The following is a 16,344-nucleotide window of genomic DNA, read 5'->3' as shown; positions in this document are numbered from 1 at the left end:
GACGATATGAATGTAGGAGGAAAGAAAATGTTAGTTATTATTGATATGCAAAATCATATTCTTGATCCAAACAGCGAATTTTATATTCCAGAGTCAGATCAATTGGCAGAACGTATTGCTCAAAGATTAGCTAAAGCACGCCAAAATAATGAATATATTCTCTTCACACGGGATATTCCAGTTGAACTGAAGGACAAAGAAGAAGAACGAGAAGATTTGCAATTGATCCCTCTTCTTTCTCCACAAGAAAATGAACGAGTGATTAAAAAGTATTACTTTACGATTCCACCTGAAACTTTAGCTGAAATCAAGGAAACTTTATTTGAAAGCAAAGAAGAACAAAAAGAGATCGAAGTAGTCGGGATTGAAACAAACTTGTGTGTACTCTCTAATCTGATAGGCCTGCAGAGTGCTTTTCCTGAAGCAGACTTTTTTGTTGATCCAATGTTAGTCTCCAGTAGAAAACACGGAGAATCCGCTTTAGAGCTGTTGAAAGATTTCAACGTCTCTATCGTCGAATCATAAAAATATCTATCTTCATTTACGATATTTAACACACAATAAAAAAAGCACGCAGAACTGTTTTAGTCCTACGTGCTTTTTCTATCAAAGTAGATTGGCTTTTTTATGACACATAGTGAAACGGAAGGCTCACGACCTCTTTCTTAAATGGTGTTCAATCAGCTGACCCTCGGTATTAGCTTAACAAACGGCAAAATACGAGGAACTATTTTTCCGTTTGTTTCTCTAATACTCAGGTCAAAACGCTGATTTCACAACCTCTTCCTTAAACGGTATTCAAAAGCTTGCATCTGCAGTAATAAGAACAGCCAAGTAAAAACATAAGAAGCTGTTTTTACTTGGCTGTTCTTATTACTTGATGCAGGGCAGCTTTTTCACAACCTCTTATGTACCTTGTAGGACTCGAACCTACGACCGGACGGTTATGAGCCGTCTGCTCTAACCAACTGAGCTAAAGGTACATCATAAATAAAATTTATTTTTGTTACTTTTCAACTATAGCACGGATGATAAACTCTCGCAAGTTCCAAAATATAAGTAAAATAATATTGTTATTCTTATTTCTTTTACTTGTGTCATAACTATTTTGTTACTTTAATTTTTATTTGCTTATTTTAGAAAAAATGTTATTCTTTTATTTATTCTCAATGTTAGGAGTGATTATTTTGCCATTTATTGCGATTTTATTCGATTTAGTTGCGGCAGCAGCTTATTTTCTCCAATTAAATTATCAAACCTCAGGAATTCTGTTTATTGGAATGATTTTTCAAGGTGTGATTACCCTTTTGCTTCTTGTCATGATGCTCAGCTATAAAGGAAAAAGATATGCCCGTATTCAAACAAAAGTATTTGTTAAATATATTTCCATTCGCTATGGGATCATCATTCTTTCCTTTTTAGTGAATGCGATCGTCCTCTTTTTATATGTATTGAATTACTTAGATATCAATCCATTGATTTTTTCTCGATAGATAAGACACATTCAGCGGAACAGTTCCTGCTTATCAGCAGAAAACTGTTCTGCTTTTTCATTTTTCATTGATCTATTCTTCTTTTATTTTCCTAGCATTTCATTTGTGATGTATGCAATAACATGTTATCTTTTATTATATGAATCGTTGAGGAGTCCGTTACATGATTACGTTGGTGAGAGTTTTGTTTTGGGTGCCTGCGGTCGCACTGGTCGCAAGTATTGTTTATCTTATGAATTGGAACAAAGAACGGTTTTATTTAGCTATTTTGACTCTTTCGGCTATCTACTTTATGTGGAAAGTTTTTAATTACAACTACTTTGAACCCGATAGTGTTTTTATAGAAGAATTATCAGGACTGGTTTTGTCTTTATTGATCGTCATTCTTTATTTGATACGTTTAAATAAAAAACATTGAGTACTATTGATTGCATGTGTAGCTTTCTATAGTCATTATAACTATTCTACTATAATGAAAGGTGATTAAATGAGTATCGAAGAAGCTATTTTACTGGATACTTTACGTTGTCGTCTGAATTTCTTAAGAACTGGCCGATCTTTATCTCAAGTAGCTGTTTCTAGCGCGTTAAGTATTCCTTTATTCAAATATCGTAAGTACGAAGAAGGAGAAGAAATTCCAAGCATCATTGAATTAATCTATATCGCTGACTTTTACGATATTTCCGTTGATTACCTAATTGGTCGCTCAGAAACAGCAAGCAAACTGAAGTGATTTTTTCCAGCCTTGTTGCTGGTTTTTTCATTTAACGTCTAAGGTTAACAATCTATATATAAAGGAGACATTTCTATGCGATTATGGCATGAAAAATTGATTTCAAAGCTTCCTCGTCAACAGCTTTTAGGACAACATCGGGAATGCTGTGCATTAAGAGGAAATGGCTGGGGAAAGAAACATGCTACTGTGGATTATGTTTTTCACTATTCTCCTTATAGATTATTCCAATATCATCAGCTTGTCATGGATGAAATGGAAAAACGTGGTTACAGCCCAGCACCAGAGTGGAAAAATCCTATGTATCGTGGCAAATCATGCGAAGCATTTTTTGATTTACCTACTGTAGAGCGCAACGTGCCGATTTATCCGGAACACGATGAAGTTTATCTAGCAGAATGTTTAGCAAATTTGGAGCAAAAAGGAATTTATCTTACCTAATATAACTAGAAAAGCCTTCTATCTCCTCTTACTTCATTAAAAAGCTTTAACCATCTTAGATCAAGCTAAAATGTCGTAAGTTTTAAGGTTATCTTCATCCTCACGTGCAAAACTAAAAGCGTACTCTAGTTTTGGTTCATCGCCAGCTTCCCTAGACATAAATGAACATCTCCTGACGTGGTTTAAAAGTACCGCATCTTCGACGTCTGTATACGATGCACAGCACAGATTGCTTCTTTTGATCTTTCTTTTGATTTTTCTATTGCTTCTTCTACAACTTCTTCGATTACTACATCGATGCTTACAATTGCTTCTGCCTAATATTCCCATGCATCGTCGATTTAAGCCTCTGTAGTCACTGTGATCGTTTCCACATTTTAACTCCTCTGTCGTGGCTTCAGTTGATTTTGTGATCAGTTCAGTTGCTGAGCCAGAGTCAGAACAACCTGCCATTGCTAGCGTTAATATTAATAGTAAAAATAGTTTTTTTATCATAAGGTTACCCCCCCTGAAAATAGACTAAAATAATAACGCTTTCTTTTTTTGTTTTCAGACGAAAATTAATAATTTCTAAATATTCTTTAAAAAAACTTATAACTATTATGCCTTTTTTAATATATAACACAGTTATTTTTAAAAATAAGAATGCTAAATCACTCTACAATAACGGCGAAAGCACAAAAAACAAAAAAATTATTACGTTATTTAAAAAACAGATGAAAGATCAGGTTTTATTAGATCTCATTCTTTCATCACTTGAAGGGATTTAATGAACTACTTTTTCCTCTTTGTCGTTTTTATATACTCGTATTCCTTCAAACAGTAGGATAGCCTCTTTCAATGCTTGATATTTGAACTGTCCGTTACTTAAAAATGTAGATGTGCCGCCCTCTTCCTAGAACATATTCTTTTTTACTTTTTCATTAATTGACAGACCAATCGAACGAAACTGTAAATTTCGATAGGATAATGATTGGTCAAACTCATTCATTTTCAAGACATCTCGTTTCATATTCAAGATAGGAATCTTTTTATCAACATCACTTTATTCGTATTTTCCTCTACCATAAAAGCCTCACGCTCCACAAAATTGTTTTATACACTACTATTCAGCCCATTCAACGACCAATGAATTTTTTCGTACAAAAAAACCGTCTTTTCTTTCGAAAAGACGGTTAAAAGTCAATTTTTATTAAGCTTTAACAATGTTTGTTGCTTGAGGGCCACGTTGACCATCTTCAACATCGTAAGACACTGCTTGGCCTTCTTCTAAAGTTTTGAAGCCGTCACCTTGGATAGCTGAAAAATGTGCAAATACATCATTTCCATCTTCACCAGTGATAAAGCCAAAACCTTTGTCTGCGTTGAACCATTTTACTGTACCGTTATTCATAAATAAATTCCTCCTGATACGTATCAATGTACGTTTTTTCGTTGCAATAAATATTTGATAGGCAAAAGGAGTTTTATCTATGTAGATATATCGCTCAAATTACGTTTCAAAATAGATTACTCATTTAATATATCATGCTTTTTCTAATAACACAAGGATAATGCAATGAAATATAAAATTCATTGTCTTCTATTGTCTTCGAATCGAAGAAAAAGTTGAATAACCGCGATTGATTCACTTTTTGTTTTCTTGTTTATTTGCTTTTATCTGCAACTTTTGACTTTAAAATTTCTTAACTATGAAAACCTTTCAATTGGTGGTATACTTATAAATGGAATTTCGTTATCAACGCGTTCGTTGCCTTTCAGCAAGTATTTAAAGAAAGGAGAATGGCTATGACATTCTATAACAAAGATATACAATATCGAGTAACCTTGGATACAGATTTGAATCTATTTGTCGTTTTTGACAAAGAAAATACCAATCATGTAGCGACAGGTGTTACGATCGAACAAGCAGTGCAAGAATTAAAAAAATCTGCATAAGGAGTGGAAACCCTCATATGGACGATTCTCGTTCTTCTCTTTAAACGCATCTACTGGTAGATAACAGTAGATGCGTTTTGTGTTTGTTCTAAATTGTTCACTACAAATAAGGTAGATACTTCAAAATAAAAAATTACTTCTTTTTCATCTGTTCCCTCAGTCGTGCAGGACAATAAATAAAGAGGACTAGAAAATAGTCCTCTTTATTAGAGATACAACCCTTTACTTTCTAAAAATCGTTTTGCTTGATGCAGGTCATAAAATTCATAGTCTGCTTTATTGGATTCATATAAACTTACATCTACTTTCAACTTATGCTTCCCATTATGATCGGGCAACCCTATCAAATGATCTTTGATGAGAAAAGACAAAATGCCCGCTCGCCTTGCTGCTTCGATCCCTGCAATCGAGTCTTCAAATACAAGTGCTTCACTTGGAGAAATATTCATTTTTGAACAAGCTTTCAAAAAGATTTCTGGTTCCGGTTTTCCTTTTTCCACGTCATCTCCCGAAATGATTTGTTCAAAAAAATCGTATAGATTTTCCATTCTTAAATACATTTCTATTTTCTCGCGTGTATTAGACGAGGCCACGATTGTATGGATTCCTCTTTCTTTTGCAAAAGATAAAATTTCTTCTGCTCCTTTTTTCGTATATACTCTCTTATCTTCTTTCACGATTTTTTCTTTATATTGATTGATTGCTTCTCGCCATTTGATATATGGAACATCTTCTCCGTACAAAATGCCCATTTGTTCTCTTATCGCCATTTCTGTTTGGCCAGTTAGTAAATAATAGACTTCCTTACGCATTTCATAATCATACTTTTGTGCTGATTTTACATAAGCACGATAAGCTAAACGTCCAGTTTCTAATAAAAGGCCATCCATATCAAAGATGAAGAGCTTGATTTTATTCATAATGCTCTCCCAGTGGTTTTTCCTTACTTATCGCCTCATATAGACCTTGCATGTAAGTGAGTCCCATTGCACGATCATACAGGCCATATCCAGGCATAGCCACTTCACCCCACACGGTTCTACCATGATCAGGGCGTATAGGACCGTCGAACCCTTCTTGCACCAACGCTTTCATAATATGATACATATCAAGGGAGCCTTCTGTAGAGGGATGTGCCGTTTCTTTGAACTTTCTTTCTCCTAAAAACTCCACGTTTCTGAAGTGGACAAAATGGATGCGCGAACCTACCTCATGGATGATTTCAACTAAATCGTTTTCCGGATTTGCCCCTAAAGATCCTGTGCACAGCGTTAGTCCATTATATGGAGAATCTACTGCATTTAGAATTTTCTTCAAGTCGCCAAGATTTTTCGTCACTCTAGGAAAACCAAAAAGTTCCCATGGCGGATCATCTGGATGGATAGCCATTTTTACATCTGCTTTTTCGCACACTGGAATCACTTTTTCTAAAAAATAAGTCAGATTTTCAAATAATTCTTCTTCGGTCATTCCTTCATACAGTTTTTCCAGCTGAGCGAATTTTTTCAACCGTTCTTCTTCCCAACCCGGCAATTTGAATCCCTTTGACTGGCTGTGTATCAATTGATACATTTCTCCTGGCTCCATCTGATCGACGATTTTCTGATCGTATAAAAGTGAATAGCTTCCATCGTTGTTTTCATTAAACAAATCAGTTTTCGCCCATCCAAAAATTGGTTTGAAGCTATAACAAATCAATCGAACCCCACATCGAGACAAGTTTTTGATTGTTCGTATATAGTTATCAATATAGTAATCTCGTTCATCTGTCCCTGCCTTGATTGCATCGTGGATCGCTACACTTTCAATTCCAAGCAGTTCCAGTCCTTGGCTCTCAACAGATGCTTTCAACTCCTCAATTTCTGAAATCTCCCAAACATCTCCAGGCATTTTAGTCAGCAAAGTTCCAATTATCCCATTTATTCCCGGTATTTGGCGAACATATTTTAATGGGATCGAATCCCCTTTTTCACCATACCATCTAAATCCCCACTTCATCTTTTCAGCCTTCCTTCTAAAAATCGTCCTCATCTAATTTTTTTTCTTCCGCTGAAGCATGCCAAACAGTTAAATTATCTTTTCCTTGTTTGACAATTTGTTCCACCGCTTCTTCTATCGGTGTGTGAAGCATCTGATGATTGATTGCTTCTAACAACATTGGCAGATTCACGCCCCCTATGACATAAGTGGCTGCTTTCTTTTCTTCAGTCAGTTCATTGACTGCCAAGAGCGCTTGATTGTACGGACTTGCGCTAATTAGATCAACAAATACTAGCATGGGTTCTGCTGTGTTGATCATAGTTAATTTTTCTTTGACCTTCTCTCCGAATGTTTGGATGTCCTCCCCAGACTCTAAGCACATTGTTTCAATATGGCTCGATGTCCCGACAATTACTTCCGCCGCATCTTTCAGTCCTTCGCTCAACTTACCATGTGTAACGATCATGATTTCCAACATTAGTCTTCTCACTCCTTGTTTTGCACTTTTTACTTATCGAAAAAGAGCAATAATCTGATTGGCATTTTGCCAATTAAATGTTTTCCCTCGTAAATCTGTTTTGGTCAAATAGAAGAACTGCGCTTGCTTTTTTCTTGCACTAAAAATATAATTGACGTTTTTTTCTTTCAACTTATCAACTTGTTTCAGCCACTGTTCTTTATTTGAAAAATAATTTCCCGAAAACTGTAGCGGTGTATCTGCCCCAACAGAGTCTAGATAAAAAAGAATAGCCTCTTTTTTCATACCCGATCTCACGCTGTCTAAGCCCTTTTCTCCATAACAGCCTTCATCAACAAACGCATACGCTACACTCGGATCATCAATCGTACGGATCATTTCCAGCATCGTTAATATGGATGAAGTATTTCGAATAAACGTTTGTCTGCTAGACCATCCGCGCGCTGCTTTTCCCAATAAGAAAAAGTAGCTCCCAAATGCTAGTACAGTGATACTTGTTTGTACGGATAGCAGATCGAATACGTGATGAGGATTTCCGTTATATATCATCATTCCCCACCAACCTAAACTGAACAACAAAATGAAGGACAATAATATAGAATAGATTGTTTTTTTCCGTTGGTCTTTCCAATCAAACATGAAATAACTTCCTAATGTATGAACGGGTGTATCGTAATAAGTACAGATAACTTTCTCTGCTTTTTCGATATCTCCAACATAAATATTTTTTGATCGGTAGGCTGGCGTATCGTAAGCAATGACTGTCACATCTGTTCTCATACTGTAAATATCTGATACCAACGCTGAAAGAAAACGCTGTTTACTTTTTTTTGTACGTCGCTTACGATAAACATAGCGATAACGGAATTCCCAATCACGAAACAGCTCGTTATTCTTCATTTTCCCGCCCTCTTTATCTTTTTTCTAAGCATTTGTTCATGACAAATCAAACTTGTTCAATACATCTTTTAATCCTGTTTTAGGTGCAGATGGAGTGGCTTGAAAATAAATATTCTTTACGCCATATTGTTCATTCATTTCTTTCAATTTTTCAGCATCTGATTTATTTAAATAAACAGATTTCGTCACTAAAAGATCTGTATCAGGATTTTTTTGAGCAATCCCTCCGATATTCAATTCTTCCATGGGGATTCCGTGTTTTACTAAGTCGTAAATCGTTTGGACTGTTTTTGCGATCAAAATACAATTGTACTCTTTAAATTGATATTCATCCCAATAGAATTTAGCTTTCTCTGGTGTAATGACAATTGTTTTTTGTCCTGTACGGCTTCCTGCATTTTTGTAAAGATCTCTCATAAATTTATCTTTTGCTACAACTTCGTCTACAACAAAAATGGAATTCACTCCACTTTTTTGAGATAACGTTACCATTACTTGTCCATGGATCAAACGCTCATCCACACGCGCTAAATTGACTACACCCATCTTATTCACATTCCCTTCTTTTTATAAAATACCGATTCCTGCTAGCACAATTAATATTCCTGTCAGCCATAATAATGCTTGTGTGACTTTCAAACCTTTTTTCGTATAGAACAAGTACACACCCATTACGACAGCCAAAGGTAATATTCCTGGCACGATTTGATCAAGAATTTCCTGGATAACAAACTCACGTCCGGAAATTGCAAATTTCAATGAAGATTCTACTTTTACATAGTTTCCCGCAAGCACCCCCATCATAAACAATCCTAAAACTGATAGCATTTCAATCGCTGTCTGAACACCAGTGTTTTGCATCAGGCCTGTAGCATTACGGCCCATAGTGAAAGCTTGTCTTGCAAAAAATACCCCTAGTAAAACCTGATACAACCCAAAGCAGATAAAAGGAAAAAGTGCGCCTAAAGGACTTCCCTGTTGTGCCCAAGGTACCGCGATTGCGATAAAAATATATTGGACGGTTCCTGAATCGATTGCATCTCCGATTCCTGCTAGTGCCCCCATCAATCCCGCTTTCGTGTTATACATCAAGTCATCCTGCATCAAGATCTCTTTTTCTTCATACTCTTCTTCTGCTCTTTGCTGTTCCATAGAAGACATTAGGCCAGTGATCACACCGCCGCCCCAGCTTAATTGAGTGTTGAAGAACAGTAACTGGCGTTTATACGCTGCTTTTAAAGCGTCTTCATCTTTATAAAGTTTTTTCAAGATTGGCATCATTCCGTATAGTAGTGATGGCGCCAAGTAACGTTCAAAAGAGTGAGGAATTTCGTTTGCAAAATGCCATCTCAGATATGCTTTTGTTACATCTTTTTTCGTGATTTCTTCAGGAGCACCTGTTTGATTATCCATTATTTCAGCCATTTCCCATTCCTCCTAAATTAAAATCCGTCATCATAGTCATCTTCGTCATCAAAAGATGCTGAATTGTTATTGCTTGTAGCAGGCTGTACTTGTTTTCCTTTTTGCGACTGGACAAAGATCAAAGCGATAATAATCCCAAAAATGGCATAAGTAACCATCGTAATATCTAAAGATTTCAAAACAACACTCATAAAATAAGCAAGGAAGAAAAAGACCAGATAATCTTTTCGACCGATAACGTATACAGTTGTCGCGATACCGATTGCCGCTAACCCTCCACCTACTACTTCAAGAATGTGGATAACGACTGTTCCCTCTAAAGCTTTGATTACATCAGCAATCAATGGTGCCCCTAAATATAAAGCAACGAAAACAAGCGGAACGAATAATAAAAATGAGGCAACCGTTGGATAAAGAATAATTGATCGGGCCATAGCTTTTGTATTCAAATCTTCTACAGCTTTATCTGTATATTTACCTAAAAAAGTATTGATGAAAAAACGAAACTGATACAAGTAACTTCCGAGCAATCCGACTGGCACCGCAACAGCAATCGCTGCTTCTGGCGACAGATCCCCTAATAATGCGACTGGTACTGCGATAGCTGCTGCAATAGATGGTTCAGCTGGCATTGATCCTCCTGGAGAAAAAACCCCCATATAAATCATTTGCAAAGCGGCTGTAACGATCATTGCTTGTGCAACTTCCCCCATGATCAACCCGACGACTAATCCAGTCATCAAAGGAGAAAAACGTAAGGTCAACGTGGCTCCTCCACCTAACCAGCGGGACATGACCGCGGCTACCCATAAAGCAATCAACAAACTTTGTACTACACTTAATGTTTCCATGTGTCCTCCTCCTTCAGATCTTTCTGATATAACCTTCCAGTTCCATCATTGACTGTATCAATGATTTCTTTGTCACCTCTATAGGAATCAAATGCACTTTCTCTTTCGAATCAATAAATTCAGCCATTTTATCTATTATTTGTTTATCTTTCGGAAATAATCCCATTTGTTCTAGAGAAACCGGCAGTTCTAATTCCTGATACAAAGGATATAACTCGTCTATTTTTTCCCAACGACCTTCTAGTGCCAATTGGTAGAAAATCCCATACGCCACTTTTTCTCCATGTAGAAAACGATGGCTTTCCGGAATATATTTACTGATAGCGTCATGCATAGCATGTGCTGCCGCATTTCTTGCATATTTATCTCCTAATCCTCCAACTAAACCAGCAACAGCAAAGATAATCTCTGAAAGCTGTTTGAACTCCGATGTCAGTTTTCTTTGTGCCATATCTTGGATTGCTTTAGCAGAATGATTCAAAATCTCTTCTTTGCAGATCTTCGCAGTATCTTGTGCTAGCTTCAAAAATGATTCATCTTGCAAAAAATCTTGTTCTAATATGAGCTCAGATTCATACCATTTGGCAAGTGTATCTGCTAACCCGGCAATGAAATATGGAACAGGGGAATCAATCACTAATTGGGGATCTGTTATAAAAAAAGCAGCTTGTCTGTAAAAGTGTTCTGTTTTCCCTTCTGCTTGTCCATTCTCCTTATACATGACAGCAAGTGGTGTCCATGGAGCACAATTACTAGCTAAAGTAGGTATGACGCCAAAATTGATTTTTGCAAGGTTTGCGCTATAACCCACTAGATCGGTCAGTTTTCCTCCGCCAACGCCAACCAAGAAATCGATTTCATTTTCTTTGATGATTGTAGCTATTCGTCTGGCTTCAGCGTAACTACATTCTCCAGAATAACGATGATAAAAAAATTGAATCGTTTCGTCATTCAAAAATACTAATTTAGGTAGCGCCTTTTCCCATGATACCGTTCCATGGGTAATCAATACTCTTTTTGCGCCGTATGATTCTAAGAGATCAGAAACTTTTGAAATGCCACCTTCTTCATATAAATAAAATTGAGGACCCGTTTTCACTTTTAACCCGTTCACCATTTTCTTCATCATCCTTTTATATAGTTGCTCTTTGTCTGGACAGAACGTTCAGGAAGAAGGTGCTGACTGATCTGTTCGACATCTCTGACACATTTTTCACCCATTGCTTCTAAACATTCCCTTGTGTAGGCCGATATATGTGGCGTAATCACTACTTGTTCAAACGCTAAATACGGATGATCTTGACGTCCCGGTTCTTCTTCTAAAACATCTGTGGCATATCCTGCGATCTTTCCGCTTTTCAGACCATTAATCATCGCTTCTTCATCAACTAGAGCGCCTCTTGCACTATTAGATAGATAAACATTTTCTTTCATCTGATCGACTTCTTTAGCAGAAATCATGTGATAGTTCTCTTCTGTCAAATTCGCACATAAACAAATGATATCTGAATGTTCCAGTAATTCTTGAAGTTCTACTTTTTTTGCACCAAAGCTTTCGATGTATAAATCTGATTTGTGAGGATCATAAGCTAGAACATCACAGCGAAAACCGTTACGCAAAATTTCGATTACTCCGCTGCCGGTATTTCCTGCACCAATCACACCAACTGTTTTGTTAAACAGCGTCCTACCGACGAACTCCGCCCGATCTTCCCATCGATCGTCCTTGACTCTTGCTTGTGCTTGTGTCGTGCGTCGAAGCATGGACAACAAATTAGTTATATTATTTTCTGCTACAGCATTTCGTTCAACTAAAGCAGGTATGATAGATACGATTGTCTGGTGTTCTTTTGCTGCTTTTAAATCAATATTGTTGTAACCAATACCATGTCGGGAAATCAATAGCAATTCATCTTTGTTTTCGAAAAAATCTCGTCGAAAAAATGGCGTAACACTTGCAATAATGATATTGAATCCTTTAAGTAACTCCGCTAATTCTTTTCCTGGAATCTCTTGATCAACAGTAAAGAAATGAACGTCTCCAACCGACTTTAATCTTTCCAAGTGGTGTGGAAAAACTTTCCCGAAACTGCTGGAATTAACGATTGCTATATGATAATCTGGCATTTTACTCACCCTTTTCAACTATTTCATGTCCGCCAAACCCATTTCTTAGTGCTGAAACTACTTTTGCTGAAAAACTATCTTCTTCCTGTGAAAGATTCCTCATGAACAAACTAGTTGCAATTACTGGAACTGGAACAGCCATTTCTAGCGCTGTTTCAACCGTCCATTTTGCTTCACCTGATGCAGAAACGATTCCCCGATAATTACTTAAATTGGGATGTTCTTTTAACTGATCTTCCATGATTTCCATCAGCCAGCCGCGAATCACCGAACCATGATTCCAAACACGTGCGACTTGTTCCAAGTCAAAAGCATACTCACTTTTTTGTACAAGTTGGAATCCTTCACCGATTGCTTGCATCATTCCATATTCGATTCCATTATGGATCATTTTCAAGAAGTGTCCGCTTCCGGATGCACCAGCATACAGATACCCTCTTTCAATTGCTACATCTTTGAATAATTGTTCCACGGATAGAAAAGTTTCTTTATCTCCTCCAATCATTAAGCAGGCTTGATGTCGTGCTCCTTCGATTCCCCCAGAAGTCCCGCAATCCAAGTAACCGATTTCATTTTTCTGAAACTCTTCTGCTCGACGGATTGAATCTTTATAATAAGAGTTTCCGCCTTCAATAACAATGTCTCCTGGTCCGAGTTTTGGAAAAAGTTTTCTTAACATGTTTTCGGTTATCTCTCCAGCAGGAAGCATTAACCAGATGATTTTTTTCTGCTCAAAAGTAGCTAGAAATTCAGAGAGCTCCTGATAAGCAGGAACGCCACTTTCTCTTGCCTGACTAACAGCTGTACTTGAAATGTCGAGTCCTTGTACTTTGTGATGGTGCTCTTTTAAGTTTAAAGCTAAATTCAATCCCATTTTTCCCAAACCAATTACACCAATTTCCATGATAGCGCCTCCATTTCTTATACCCTCATTATACAAAAAAATATTTTTTTGTAAATAGATTTTACAAAAATATTTTTTGTTTGATTTTTTCCTACTCTCCTTGTATCTTTAACATTAATGAGAACGAAAAAAATGATAATCTTATTATGAAAAGGAGGAATTCTCATGAGCGTCTCCATAAGACTACAAATCAAAACAATGTACAACGACTTCAGCCCAAAAGAACAGGCTATCGCCGATTATATTTTAGAAAATCCTAGCAAAGTAAGTCATAGTCCTATTAGCAATTTAGCAAGTGAACTGGGCATTGCTGACTCTACTTTTTTTCAATTTACAAAAAAACTTGGTTATAATGGATTTAAAGATTTTAAAATGGCCATGTTGATCCAAGAAAATGATCTATCTGCTATTTCAATCCACGAAAATATTCAGAAAACGGATACTGAGCTCACTATGGCGCAAAAAGTGTTCGAGTCCAGTATTTCCACTTTAAATGACACAAAAAGGTTATTACAACAAAAAGATCTAAAAAAAGCAGCTACTATTGTCAATGAATCTAAACGTGTCTATTTTTTCGGTGTTGGTGGTTCAGAGATTGTAGCAACTGACGCTTATCATAAATTTTTGCGTTCCCCTATCGCAACTTCTCACAGCACGGATTACCATATTCAATTGATGGAAGCTTCTTTATTGACGGAAAAAGACTGTGCTGTTTTGATTTCTCACACAGGGCAATCAAAAGAAACAATCCATATTGCTGAAACCGTAAGAAAAACTGGAGCAAAAACAATCGTTATTACTAGCCAAGCTAATTCTTCCCTTGCTAAACTTGGCGATGTCGTTTTTATTTCTATTTCTGAAGAAACAGAATTCCGATCTGAAGCTTTAGCTTCCCGTATTTCTCAACTAAGCATTTTGGACTCTCTATATGTGATTTTGATGTTTTACAACGAAAAAGAATCACGTCGTTCTATCGCTAAAGTTCGTCATACGATTTCTGAAATCAAGAAATAGCACCATAACAGAAAAAGTAAAAAATCTATTAAAACCTAAAAAGCCATTACCAAATATTTGGTAGTGGCTTTTTTGGTTCTGTAAGAGTGGTACAGAACATCAATAGTCGGTGGGTTAGAACGTATGTCATCGCATCTTTGGAGAAGGTTGTATTGGTATTATTCGAGTTACTTGTTAGATGCGATAACAAAGTTAGTATACAGTAGTAAAAAATTTATCTTTTCTTTTTTTTATTATTTTTGTTTCTTATTTTCTAAAAAATTAAAAAAAATTTTGGTAAATTAAGTATTTCCTTGATAACACTGGCTTTTGACCTCATTTTAGGTTATCATTTGTAATTTTATTTCACAGTTGATATGATTGTTATGTAAAATAAAAAAGTTTAGGATACATCGAATTTTTGGGGAAATTCTTTTGGGGGTATCCTAAATCTTTTCTATTATATTCCCATATTTTCTATTATTGGTCTAGACGTATGATGGTAAACTTTGTAACTATCTGATTGCTGAATCATTAATTGCTTATCATTAGCCATCTTTGTTTCAAGTTCGCTGGATGATCATTTTATTCACATCCTAACAAACTTGTCACATTTATAGATTCTTAATCTATTTATCATACAATTATAAAAAAGGAGGTGCTGCTTATGAAAGCTATCCATATTTCTTTGCTTTTTTTCGCTAGTGCATTGATTTTATTTGCTATTCATCTTTGTTCCCAGCCTTATATCAATAACAACGGAATATTAGTGGAACCAGCATTCTTTTGCTTACCACTCGGCTTTTTGTCCCTTCTTGCCTCCGCAGGCTTCGGATTTGTTGCTTTTTTTAAACGATCAAAACAACAAATCTGACTTATAAAATTTACGTAAAAGAGATCGTGACAATAATCGTGTGATATTCCCAAATTTCGAATAAAAGGTGCCCCTTGCCATCTCTAACTCCTCAGTCACAAGTTACAATATTCATAAACCATGAAAAGCTTGTTTATTGAAATTGCTCCTTGTGACTTGGAGCTAAGTGACAGATTACAACCTCTTTTGCATCATAAGACTTTACTCCTTGAAAAACATTACTAACTTTTGATATGTTTCTTGCGCTTGTTTATTGCTGAAATCAAACTGATATTCATGGTTCAAAACAGCATTTTTCTCCGCATAATCTACTTTTGTGACTTTCACCCCCGCTTTCTCAAATACAGAAGTTACTTCTTCCATTTGTTTCGTAAACGTATTTGTATTTCCATCCGTTAAGAATGTGTTTTGCGTCCAACGATCCGCATGTCTGACCAAGGCTAAACTTTTGACCTTCTCTGATTGTTCAAAGTCCTTATTATCAAAGTAAGCCCATCCACATTTTTCATAAAGAAAGCTAGAGATTTTATCACTTACTTGAGTAAATGCAGAAGGATCCAACAGACCAGACAAAGAAATAAACTTCGTAATCTGCTTGTTCTCCAAAGTCGGATCAAGATGATCAGCTTTTTTAATTTCTTCATTTTGAAGTGCTAACAAATATTCTCCACTAATTTGTGCACCTGCCGAATCTCCACCAATCGAAATATTCGACCAATCTGCTTGATCTTTTATCTCTTTTTTAGCTGCTTGAATGGCTTCGTTCAATTGGATAACTGGTGTAGGATGTTTTGCTTCCGGTGATCGTTCATAATCTATATTTACGATGATTTGCTGCGTGTCTGAACATAGATATTCCAAATAATCACGACAATCATTTTTATTCCCTCCTACATATGCGCCTCCATGCATCCAGAAAAGAATCGGTAACTTTTTCTTTTCCACTTTCGGTGTGTAGATATCCATATTATTATTTTTGTATTTTGAAGGATAGGATATTTCTTTTTTTATATCGATTTGTTCGATTTTTTGCTGGAAATCATCTGGTCGGGCATATACTTGTTCTTTTTCACTTGTGTCAAATTGTTTTCTAACAAGCAAGCTAATCGGCTTTGGTGTGATTTGATTAATCAAAAATACAGTGACTAAAATAACTACGATGATAACTGGTACTGCAATCACTATTCGCTTGAACCATTTCATTCAT

20 protein-coding genes and 1 tRNA gene are annotated in these 16,344 nt (G+C 36.2%); 8 read left to right on the top strand and 13 right to left on the bottom strand.

What is annotated here, in order from left to right; all coding sequences use genetic code 11:
- The first annotated feature begins 27 nt into the window (after window positions 1-27).
- Entirely contained in the window at window positions 28-525 is a 498-nt protein-coding gene (locus IGL31_RS06130; protein ID WP_010724100.1) for an isochorismatase family cysteine hydrolase, read from the top strand.
- Window positions 526-909: 384 nt separating this feature from the next.
- Here IGL31_RS06130 and IGL31_RS06125 read toward each other — a convergent pair.
- Window positions 910-983 (bottom strand) — tRNA-Ile (locus tag IGL31_RS06125).
- A 186-nt stretch (window positions 984-1,169) separates the two neighbouring features.
- Between IGL31_RS06125 and IGL31_RS06120 the strand changes: the two genes are divergently transcribed.
- From IGL31_RS06120 to IGL31_RS06105, 4 genes are all read left to right on the top strand, one after another.
- Window positions 1,170-1,493, top strand: coding sequence for a hypothetical protein (locus tag IGL31_RS06120; RefSeq protein WP_086300067.1), 324 nt, complete (start codon window positions 1,170-1,172; stop codon window positions 1,491-1,493).
- Window positions 1,494-1,656: 163 nt separating this feature from the next.
- Complete coding sequence (locus IGL31_RS06115) at window positions 1,657-1,911, top strand: hypothetical protein (protein WP_086300066.1); 255 nt, start codon at window positions 1,657-1,659, stop codon at window positions 1,909-1,911.
- A gap of 69 nt (window positions 1,912-1,980) precedes the next feature.
- Entirely contained in the window at window positions 1,981-2,226 is a 246-nt protein-coding gene (locus IGL31_RS06110; protein ID WP_002296663.1) for a helix-turn-helix domain-containing protein, read from the top strand.
- Window positions 2,227-2,301: 75 nt separating this feature from the next.
- The gene (locus IGL31_RS06105; RefSeq protein WP_002296662.1) at window positions 2,302-2,667 is read left to right on the top strand and encodes a TIGR02328 family protein; all 366 of its coding nucleotides are present in this window, start codon (window positions 2,302-2,304) and stop codon (window positions 2,665-2,667) included.
- A gap of 1,192 nt (window positions 2,668-3,859) precedes the next feature.
- On the opposite strand, the gene IGL31_RS06100 is transcribed toward IGL31_RS06105, so the two are convergent.
- Window positions 3,860-4,060 (bottom strand): cold-shock protein, encoded by a 201-nt coding sequence (locus tag IGL31_RS06100; protein ID WP_002293303.1) that lies wholly within the window; start codon window positions 4,058-4,060, stop codon window positions 3,860-3,862.
- 395 nt (window positions 4,061-4,455) lie between these two features.
- On the opposite strand from IGL31_RS06100, the gene IGL31_RS06095 reads away from it, so the two are divergent.
- Window positions 4,456-4,605, top strand: a complete 150-nt coding sequence (locus IGL31_RS06095) for a hypothetical protein (protein WP_002296658.1) — start codon at window positions 4,456-4,458, stop codon at window positions 4,603-4,605.
- Between the two features lie 206 nt (window positions 4,606-4,811).
- On the opposite strand, the gene IGL31_RS06090 is transcribed toward IGL31_RS06095, so the two are convergent.
- From IGL31_RS06090 to gnd, 10 genes are all read right to left on the bottom strand, one after another.
- The gene (locus IGL31_RS06090; RefSeq protein ID WP_081156677.1) at window positions 4,812-5,525 is read right to left on the bottom strand and encodes an HAD family hydrolase; all 714 of its coding nucleotides are present in this window, start codon (window positions 5,523-5,525) and stop codon (window positions 4,812-4,814) included.
- Complete coding sequence (gene uxuA / locus IGL31_RS06085; protein WP_002296654.1) at window positions 5,518-6,603, bottom strand: mannonate dehydratase; 1,086 nt, start codon at window positions 6,601-6,603, stop codon at window positions 5,518-5,520. The genes IGL31_RS06090 and uxuA overlap by 8 nt, the downstream gene beginning before the upstream one ends.
- A gap of 16 nt (window positions 6,604-6,619) precedes the next feature.
- Window positions 6,620-7,063 carry a PTS sugar transporter subunit IIA gene (locus IGL31_RS06080; protein ID WP_002296653.1) on the bottom strand — a complete coding sequence of 148 codons (444 nt, stop codon included), beginning with the start codon at window positions 7,061-7,063 and terminating at the stop codon, window positions 6,620-6,622.
- A 33-nt stretch (window positions 7,064-7,096) separates the two neighbouring features.
- Window positions 7,097-7,450, bottom strand: a complete 354-nt coding sequence (locus IGL31_RS06075) for a hypothetical protein (protein WP_002321678.1) — start codon at window positions 7,448-7,450, stop codon at window positions 7,097-7,099.
- 549 nt (window positions 7,451-7,999) lie between these two features.
- Window positions 8,000-8,509, bottom strand: a complete 510-nt coding sequence (locus IGL31_RS06070; RefSeq protein WP_002296648.1) for a PTS system mannose/fructose/N-acetylgalactosamine-transporter subunit IIB — start codon at window positions 8,507-8,509, stop codon at window positions 8,000-8,002.
- A 21-nt stretch (window positions 8,510-8,530) separates the two neighbouring features.
- Entirely contained in the window at window positions 8,531-9,388 is an 858-nt protein-coding gene (locus IGL31_RS06065; protein WP_002374645.1) for a PTS system mannose/fructose/sorbose family transporter subunit IID, read from the bottom strand.
- A 17-nt stretch (window positions 9,389-9,405) separates the two neighbouring features.
- Window positions 9,406-10,239, bottom strand: a complete 834-nt coding sequence (locus IGL31_RS06060; RefSeq protein WP_002335079.1) for a PTS mannose/fructose/sorbose/N-acetylgalactosamine transporter subunit IIC — start codon at window positions 10,237-10,239, stop codon at window positions 9,406-9,408.
- A gap of 13 nt (window positions 10,240-10,252) precedes the next feature.
- Window positions 10,253-11,356, bottom strand: coding sequence for an iron-containing alcohol dehydrogenase family protein (locus IGL31_RS06055; protein ID WP_086300064.1), 1,104 nt, complete (start codon window positions 11,354-11,356; stop codon window positions 10,253-10,255).
- 8 nt (window positions 11,357-11,364) lie between these two features.
- The gene (locus IGL31_RS06050) at window positions 11,365-12,366 is read right to left on the bottom strand and encodes a D-isomer specific 2-hydroxyacid dehydrogenase family protein (RefSeq protein ID WP_086300063.1); all 1,002 of its coding nucleotides are present in this window, start codon (window positions 12,364-12,366) and stop codon (window positions 11,365-11,367) included.
- A gap of 1 nt (window position 12,367) precedes the next feature.
- Window positions 12,368-13,270, bottom strand: a complete 903-nt coding sequence (gnd, locus tag IGL31_RS06045; RefSeq protein WP_086300062.1) for a phosphogluconate dehydrogenase (NAD(+)-dependent, decarboxylating) — start codon at window positions 13,268-13,270, stop codon at window positions 12,368-12,370.
- Window positions 13,271-13,435: 165 nt separating this feature from the next.
- On the opposite strand from gnd, the gene IGL31_RS06040 reads away from it, so the two are divergent.
- Together IGL31_RS06040 and IGL31_RS06035 are read left to right on the top strand one after the other, a co-directional pair.
- Entirely contained in the window at window positions 13,436-14,284 is an 849-nt protein-coding gene (locus IGL31_RS06040) for a MurR/RpiR family transcriptional regulator (protein ID WP_086300060.1), read from the top strand.
- 646 nt (window positions 14,285-14,930) lie between these two features.
- On the top strand, window positions 14,931-15,137 hold the full coding sequence (locus IGL31_RS06035; protein WP_002296638.1) for a DUF3955 domain-containing protein: 207 nt from the start codon (window positions 14,931-14,933) through the stop codon (window positions 15,135-15,137).
- Window positions 15,138-15,338: 201 nt separating this feature from the next.
- Here the strand turns inward: IGL31_RS06035 and IGL31_RS06030 are convergent, their stop codons facing one another.
- Window positions 15,339-16,340 (bottom strand): alpha/beta hydrolase, encoded by a 1,002-nt coding sequence (locus IGL31_RS06030; RefSeq protein ID WP_086300059.1) that lies wholly within the window; start codon window positions 16,338-16,340, stop codon window positions 15,339-15,341.
- Window positions 16,341-16,344 lie beyond the last annotated feature (4 nt).

This window comes from Enterococcus sp. MSG3290 (assembly GCF_050555565.1).
GTDB lineage: Bacteria > Bacillota > Bacilli > Lactobacillales > Enterococcaceae > Enterococcus_B > Enterococcus_B faecium.
This window is presented reverse-complemented; position numbering and strand designations above follow the sequence as displayed.